This is a genomic window from Lactobacillus sp. (genome assembly GCF_051893255.1).
In the GTDB taxonomy this organism is placed as follows: Bacteria; Bacillota; Bacilli; order Lactobacillales; family Lactobacillaceae; genus Lactobacillus.
In genome coordinates this window covers 6,088-13,114 of the sequence record NZ_JBJFHB010000019.1, presented here as the reverse complement: position 1 = coordinate 13,114, position 7,027 = coordinate 6,088, and the positions used below count along the sequence as shown (strand labels likewise).

4 protein-coding genes and 1 pseudogene are annotated in these 7,027 nt (G+C 49.6%); 1 reads left to right on the top strand and 4 read right to left on the bottom strand.

Features of this window, described 5'->3' with window-relative positions; all coding sequences use genetic code 11:
* The coding region (locus tag ACI4WN_RS01545; protein ID WP_439776676.1) for an amino acid permease at positions 1-1,315 on the bottom strand (1,315 nt) is incomplete at its 3' end.
* Between the two features lie 193 nt (positions 1,316-1,508).
* On the opposite strand from ACI4WN_RS01545, the gene ACI4WN_RS01540 reads away from it, so the two are divergent.
* Positions 1,509-2,351, top strand: a complete 843-nt coding sequence (locus ACI4WN_RS01540) for an NlpC/P60 family protein (protein WP_439776675.1) — start codon at positions 1,509-1,511, stop codon at positions 2,349-2,351.
* An 80-nt stretch (positions 2,352-2,431) separates the two neighbouring features.
* Here ACI4WN_RS01540 and galE read toward each other — a convergent pair whose 3' ends face one another.
* The 3 genes and pseudogenes from galE to ACI4WN_RS01525 all read right to left on the bottom strand — a co-directional run.
* Complete coding sequence (gene galE / locus ACI4WN_RS01535) at positions 2,432-3,421, bottom strand: UDP-glucose 4-epimerase GalE (protein WP_439776674.1); 990 nt, start codon at positions 3,419-3,421, stop codon at positions 2,432-2,434.
* A gap of 89 nt (positions 3,422-3,510) precedes the next feature.
* Positions 3,511-6,669: a DUF3427 domain-containing protein gene (locus ACI4WN_RS01530; RefSeq protein WP_439776673.1), complete on the bottom strand. Its 3,159-nt coding sequence runs from the start codon at positions 6,667-6,669 to the stop codon at positions 3,511-3,513.
* A 100-nt stretch (positions 6,670-6,769) separates the two neighbouring features.
* Positions 6,770-7,027 (bottom strand): annotated as a pseudogene (locus tag ACI4WN_RS01525) (XRE family transcriptional regulator); the annotation flags it as partial.

Here is a 7,027-nt window from a genome sequence, read left to right as displayed (position 1 = left end):
TCAGCGCCGTAATCATTGGCACCCGGTAGCTTTCCAGGCACAGCAGCAAGATGATCATGCTGATGAAGAAGACCAGGACCAGGTAGTCCAGATATGGGAAGAGTGGGAGTTTAAACTCGTGCTGCTCTTCTTTAGGCGTCTTCTTCCGATAGACCAGGTGAGTCGCGGTCATGATGATCCAGATGATCAGGAACATACTGGTCGCAATTGCAGAGATAAAGCTAAAGGCTTCATCGCCCATGATCAGGGTCAAGATTGGGGCGCAGGCGATCAAGAGGGCGGAGAAACACAGAGCCCGGAGCGGCAATTGTCTGTGGTTGAGCTGCCCGAAGAACTTGTTCCACTTGCCTTCTCCTCCTAAAGTCACGGAGAAGAGGAGGCGGCCGGCGCTATAGATAAAGCTGTTGGTTGAAGAAATGGCCGCGGTGATCACGACAAAGTTGATCAGGTTGCCGGCCCCGCTAAAGCCTGCACCGTTTAAGGCTTGGACGAATGGCGAGCTGGCGGTCGTTACCTTGTTCCAAGGCAGGATGGCCAAAATCGCTACAATTGCCAAGACGTAGAAGAGGATGATTCTGACTGGCAGTTCGTTGATGGCGCTCTTGATGGTCTTGTGCGGGTCCTTGGCTTCAGAAGCAGTCAGCCCGATCAGTTCCACCCCGATAAAGGAGAAGATGACCATTTGGAAGGCCTGTAAAAAGCCGCCAGTCCCCTTAACGAAAAAGCCGTTATTGTACAGGTTGCTCAAGCTGACTTGCCCGTACTGGGTCTTTTGCCCAGCGACGAGCATGTAGCCGGCAAACAGGACAAAGAAGACGATCATCAAGATCTTGATGATGGCAAAGGCAAATTCCAGGTTCCCGAAAAAGCGGGCTGAAATCAGGTTGATCACCAGCAAAACGGCGACCGACAAGATGCCGGGGAGCCAGGTCGGCAGGTGGGGGAACCAGGCCTTAAAGTAGATGCCTAAAGCCGTCGTTTCCGCCATGGCCAGGATGATCCAGCTGAGCCAGTAGAGGTAGCCAGTCACCTTGCCGATCGAGGGGCCGAGATATTTTTCAATAAATTCGATATAGGTGTGCTTCTTTAAATCCGAAAGGATCAATTCACCCAAGGCCCGCATCAAGATGAACAGCATCAAGCCAACGATGATGTAGATCAAGATGACGGATGGGCCGGTCTTTTGGATGGAATTGCCCACCCCCAAGAAAAGGCCGGTGCCGATCGTCCCGCCCAGGGCAATCAGCTGGATGTGGGCATTGGTCAAAGACCGCTTATAAGTCGTTTGTTCGTTAGTCTGTTTCTTTTCTTCCATAAAACCTCCATTGAGTTACATGAAATATTTTAACACAAGCTAAATAAAAGTGAAATTAATTTAAGTATCGGTTAGCAATCTGTTAAAAATCTTAACTTTTGCTGGGGGAGCTTGTCGCTTTTTGGCTAAGAATGAGATAATTAAGTAATAAGGGAAAATAACTGGAGGCTTTTTTATAAGGAGAAGAGGAAAAATGTACGGCATCATCAACAAGTCAGCAGAATGGCTGCTGGCAGACGACTTAACGTCCCGGACCGATGAAGTCTTGTACGGCTGGGCCGTGAAGGCAACGGATAAAAAAGAAGACTGCTGGTATGTGGAAACCCACTACGGCTATGAGGGCTACCTGCCAAAAGAGGCAGTGACCCCGGTCAACCTGGTCGAACTGAAGGCCCGGGTAATCAAGCTCATTACCCGGCCAGTGATCGACGTCCTAGCCCTGCCCAAGGTTTCGTCCCCAATCCTGCAGACCCTCTACCGGGGGAGCCTGGTCAAAACGACCGGCAATGAGGCAGACGGCTATGTCGAAGTTGAACTGGTCAGCGGCGTGACCGGCTGGGTGTCGCACACGGCCATTGGCGAAAGACAAGACGAGGATGACTACTTGTGGAGCGAGAACCCGGACTACTTCTTGCTGCAGGGCAAGCCTGATGAAGACAGCTTCAGAGCCGCTGTGGTTGAAACGGCTAAAAAGTACCTGGGCGTTCAGTACCGCTGGGCGGGAAAGACGCCGCTGGGGATCGACTGCTCAGGGCTGGTCTTCATGTCCTACATGCTGAACGGGGTCTTGATCTGGCGGGATGCGGAAATCAAGCCGGAGTGGCCGATCCACGAGATCGGTTTTGACGACCTTTTGCCAGGGGACTTGATCTTTTTCCCAGGCCACGTAGCCATGTACATCGGCCAAGGCAAGTATATCAACTCAACCGGCTATTCCGAGCACTTTGGCGTAGCCATTTCCAGCTTGAGAAAAGAAGACCCGGACTACCGGGAAGACCTCTTCAAGATGATCTCTGGCTGCGGATCCCTTTTTTAAAAAGGCAAAACAAAAAATAGAAGAAACAGAAAAATAGCAAAAGAAAAAAGATTGCCGTGAGGCAATCTTTTTCATTTCTATTACTTAGCAAAGCCGTTTGGGTGCTTTTGGTGCCAGTTCCAAGCGCTGGCGATGATGTCGTCAACGTTTTCGTGTTGTGGCTTCCAGCCCAGGACTTCACGAGCCTTAGTTGAGTCGGCAACAAGTGAGTCAGGGTCACCGCCGCGGCGAGGCCCGATGGTGTAAGGGATGTCGATGCCGGTAACCTTGATGGCAGCGCGGAGGATTTCCAAGTTGGAGAAGCCGTTAGCCGTACCCAGGTTGAAGACGTCGCTTTCGTTGGTTTCCATCAGGTGCTTCAAGGCCAAAACGTGGGCGTCGATCAGGTCAACCACGTGAACGTAGTCGCGGACGTTGGTACCGTCTTTGGTGTTGTAGTCATCGCCAAAGATGGTGAAGTTGCCGTCGCCTGACAGGGCAGCCTTCATGATGTTTGGAATCAAGTGGGTTTCTGGGTGGTGGTCTTCACCGATTGACCCGTCTAAGCTAGCGCCAGCCACGTTGAAGTAGCGCAGGGCGATGGACTTGATGCCGTTAGCCTTGTCAGCCCAGTGCATGATCTTTTCCATCATCATCTTGGTTTCCCCGTAAGGGTTGATTGGGTTAAGCGGGGTTTCTTCGGTGATTGGCAGGGTCTTAGGGATGCCGTAGGTAGCAGCGCTGGAGGAGAAGACGAGGTACTTCACGCCAGTTTCTTCCATGGCTTCCAAAAGGCTGATCATGCCAGAAACGTTGTTCTTGTAGTACTTCAGAGGCTTTTTTACAGATTCGCCAACCAAAGAGTAAGCAGCAAAGTGCATTACAGCTTCGATTTGTTCATCCTTCAAAACCTTGGCAACAGCTGGGGTGTCCAGGAGGTCAACTTGGTAGAACTTGGCCTTTGGGTCAACCGCTTCTCTGTGCCCGGTAAAAAGGGAGTCCAACACAACAACATCATTGCCATCGGCAACTAACCGTCTAACTGCGTGTGAGCCAATATAGCCCGCACCGCCAACAACTAAAATTTTCAATTATTTACTCCTTTTCAGTTAATAGATACTTTGCAAAGCCTATCGTACAAGCCTAGTATAGCAGAAAATAGCGCTTATAACACGGACATTTATAAGGAAATGGCCTTGTTGGCGGCGGGTAAAAGACTTGCCGGGATTGGCGTATGTAGGTGCCAGACAAAGGAAACTGGCCGCTCGCCGGAACTTTTGACATAGTCGGCGTTCCCTAAAAAGATGTAAGGGGCCGTGTATGACCCGCGATTTTTATATTCCCGGGCAAAAAGTGAGATATAATTACCCGTTTGCCCCTGGTGGATGTAGCGCTGGATCTTGGCACTTGCCAGCCGGTCCTGGCTCTGGCTTTGCCAGTGGAAAAGCTGGGCATTAATCGCATAGTCCTCATACATGGTGGATGGGGAAAAGTCTTTTTCGCTCTTGTTCAGGTTGATCAAGAAGATGTCAGTCTTTTTCTCGGCAAAATACTTCACGCCTTCCCGGAATTCTGGGGACTGGTCTTCGTTGAAGTAGTCAAAGGCGGCCATGATTTGGTTGACATTGTAGTGGCAGTGGAGCTCTAGGGGACAAGGGTAAGGATATTCGTTGGCTTTCGCCACAAAATTGAGGTGGCTCCGCTTATATTCCAGGATTTCCAACAATTCATTTTTGACAAAGTCCTCTTTTACAAAAGTAAAAATCCCATCAGCCAGGTCCCGAAATCCCAGTTGGGCCGGCTTTTTCTTGTAAAAGCTGTAATAAAGCATCCCCACCATCAAGCGTTCGTTGGCAGTATATTCTTCCTTATCTTCCTTGCCTTCTCGACCTTCAGTCAAATACGCAATCCAAAAGTCCAAGAGGGGCTTGGAATCAATGTGGAAAAAGCTGCTGAACTTTTGGTAAACCGAGTTTTCCACATCCCGGTCATCATCAATTAACCCCGCCCACTTTTTCAAGCGATGCAAAGACCGTGAGCCATTAGCCTGGTAAAAGTCATAGAGGCTCATCTCGTATTCGTCTAAAAAGTTGGCTAGAGTTAACTCTTTCCCGGTTACTTCCGAGAACGCGCCAACCTGCTTGATCAAGTTCAACTTGTTGGCCGTATTTTGCTTGAGGTTATTTAAAATGTACTTTTCAGCAACTGGTTCTAGTTCCACATAGCAGCCGGCCGGTAGGTGAGGAAATTTGTCCTCTACTTCTTGGCTCAGCCGGTGGCGGCTCGGGCCGATCAAAGCCCGGAACTTGGCCTGGTAACTATAATTGCGATTGGCCTGGCCGATGAAGTCCAAAACCGTCAAGCAGTCTTTACCTGGGTAAAGGCGCAAGCCCCGGCCCAGCTGCTGGAGAAAAATGGTCGGACTTTGGGTTGGTCTTAAAAAGAGGATGGTGTTGACGCAAGGGATGTCCACCCCTTCGTTATAAAGGTCAACGACAAAAATGAAACGGATCTTGCCGGAAATTAGGTCTTCTTTAACCCGCTTGCGGTCCTCCTTCTTGCTTTGGCCGGACAGGGATGCACTCGGGATGTGGTGGCGGTTAAAGTAGTTAGCCATAAATTCGGCGTGCTTGACGCTGACGCAAAAGGCGAGTCCCTTGACTTCACTTAGATCGCCTAAATATTTCACCGTATTTTTGACGATCAAATTGGCCCGGGCATCAGAGGCAGTATACACATTTTCCAGTTCGCTGATCTCGTACTGACCTCGGCTCCACTTAAGGCCGGAGTAGTCAATATTGTCGGTTACCCCGTAATACTGGAAGGGAGCGAGCAACTGGCGGTCAATGGCTTCCCCCAAAAGCATCTGGGAGGCAATCCGGCCATCAAAGTATTTCAAAACGTCCTGCCCATCCATCCGCTCCGGCGTTGCCGTTAAGCCGAGCAGGATTTTTGGCTGGTAATAGGCTAAAAGTTTTTGGTAGGACTTGGCAGCAGCATGGTGGAATTCATCGATGATGATGAAGTCGTAGTAGTCAGGCGGGGTTAAGTCGGCGATTTTCCCAGAATTAAAGGACTGGATGGAGACAAAAAGCTGGCTGAGGTCATCCGGCTTATAGCCGCCCACGTAGAGCTGGCCGAAGTTGAAGTCGTTTAAGACTTCGCGGAATTTTTGCAGGCTTTGCTCCAAGATTTCCTGCCGGTGGGCGACAAAGAGGAGCTTAGCCCCAGGATTTTTAGCTAAAAAGCGTTTGAAGTCAAAGGCGGCAATTACGGTTTTCCCGACCCCAGTCGCAGCAACCAGGAGATTTTTATCATGGCCATAAACTTCCCGCTCAGCTTGCAGCTGGTCCAGGATATCTTGTTGATAACTATAAGGGAGAATGGAGCTTTCTAGGTGAAAAGTCGAAAGCTCTGTTTTTGACAATTCCTGCTTTAACTTCTTCTGGCAGGCTAAATTATCTGGGTCAAAAGTCTCAAAAGCAGGATCATTCCAGTAGCTTTCAAAAGAAACCACAAACTTATTCACAATGTCGATGGATTCCTGCTCAGTCACCTTAACGTTCCATTCCAGGCCGCTAGTCAAAGCCGAGTTTGACAGGTTGGATGAGCCAATATAAGCGGTCGAAAAGCCGCTCTCCCGCCAAAAGAGGTAGGACTTGGCATGGAGGCGTGCGTGCTGAGTTTCGTAGTTGATCTTGACCTCAGTATTGGGCAGCTGACTCAAGGCAAGGATCGCCTTATAGTCGGTGGCCTTGGTGTAGGTGGTGGCGATGATCCGCAAGTGGTGGCCCTTTTTAGTAAAAGTTTCTAGATCCCCCAAGAGTGGGCGAATAGCCGACCATTTAATGAAAGAAACCAAAAAGTCGATCCGGTCAGAAGAAGCAATTTCCTTCTTGAGCTCGCTCAGCATGCTGGGTTCAGTTTTACTGCCGGTAAACAAGGTGTTTTCTACCAGGGAAGTTTCAGGCCGGATGGGAAAAGTCTTTTTCAGCTGGGCCACTTTTTCATAAATGGAAGTTAAGATTTCGCCCTTTTCCAGGATCTGCAAGTCTTGGTAGTCCTGGTCTTGGGTATGTTCTGCGACTTGGTCAATGATGGAATTGGCTAAGCTCAGCTGGGCTAACAAGGATTCGGCTTCTTCTTTTGGCTTGTAGCTGTCCCGCAAATAGCGCAGACCCGACCGGATGACTTGGGACAGGTAAATGGTGAGCAGGCTATAGGCATCAGCCGCAGTTAGGTTGTCTAAGGAAACTTGGTAGCGATCTGGGTCGAGGGCTTGCAACTGCTCAAGAATTTTTTGGTTAACGATTTGTTCGTAGAGGCCGTCTTTTAGCATGACTTTCCTGCTTTCTGAAGAGATAACTTAATTGTAGCAGCAAACGGCATGGGTTAGTAATGAAAAAGGAGCTGTCTTCTCTAAAGAAGATGCTCCTTGCTTATTTAGTTGAATTCACCCAGCGGAAGGCCAGGGCAATCAGATAGATGGCGGCCGCTAATAGCAAGAGGGTCCAGCTCGCTCCCCACTTGCCGGTGGCCACGCTGACTACCAAGTAGATCACCGCCCAGACGATCCAATAGATCAGATTAAACTTTTTACGCTTGGCCTTTTTAGCTTCAGCATCGTTAGTCTCTTCTTCTGGGTCAGGTGTGTCGTCGTCTTTTAACTCATCAGCCGGAACGTCGTAGAAGACCGC

Coding starts and splice junctions, on each gene's coding strand:
- ACI4WN_RS01540 (WP_439776675.1), top strand. CDS start 1,509: ATGTACGGCATCATCAACAAGTCAGCAGAATGGCTGCTGGCAGACGAC.
- ACI4WN_RS01530 (WP_439776673.1), bottom strand. CDS start 6,669: ATGCTAAAAGACGGCCTCTACGAACAAATCGTTAACCAAAAAATTCTT.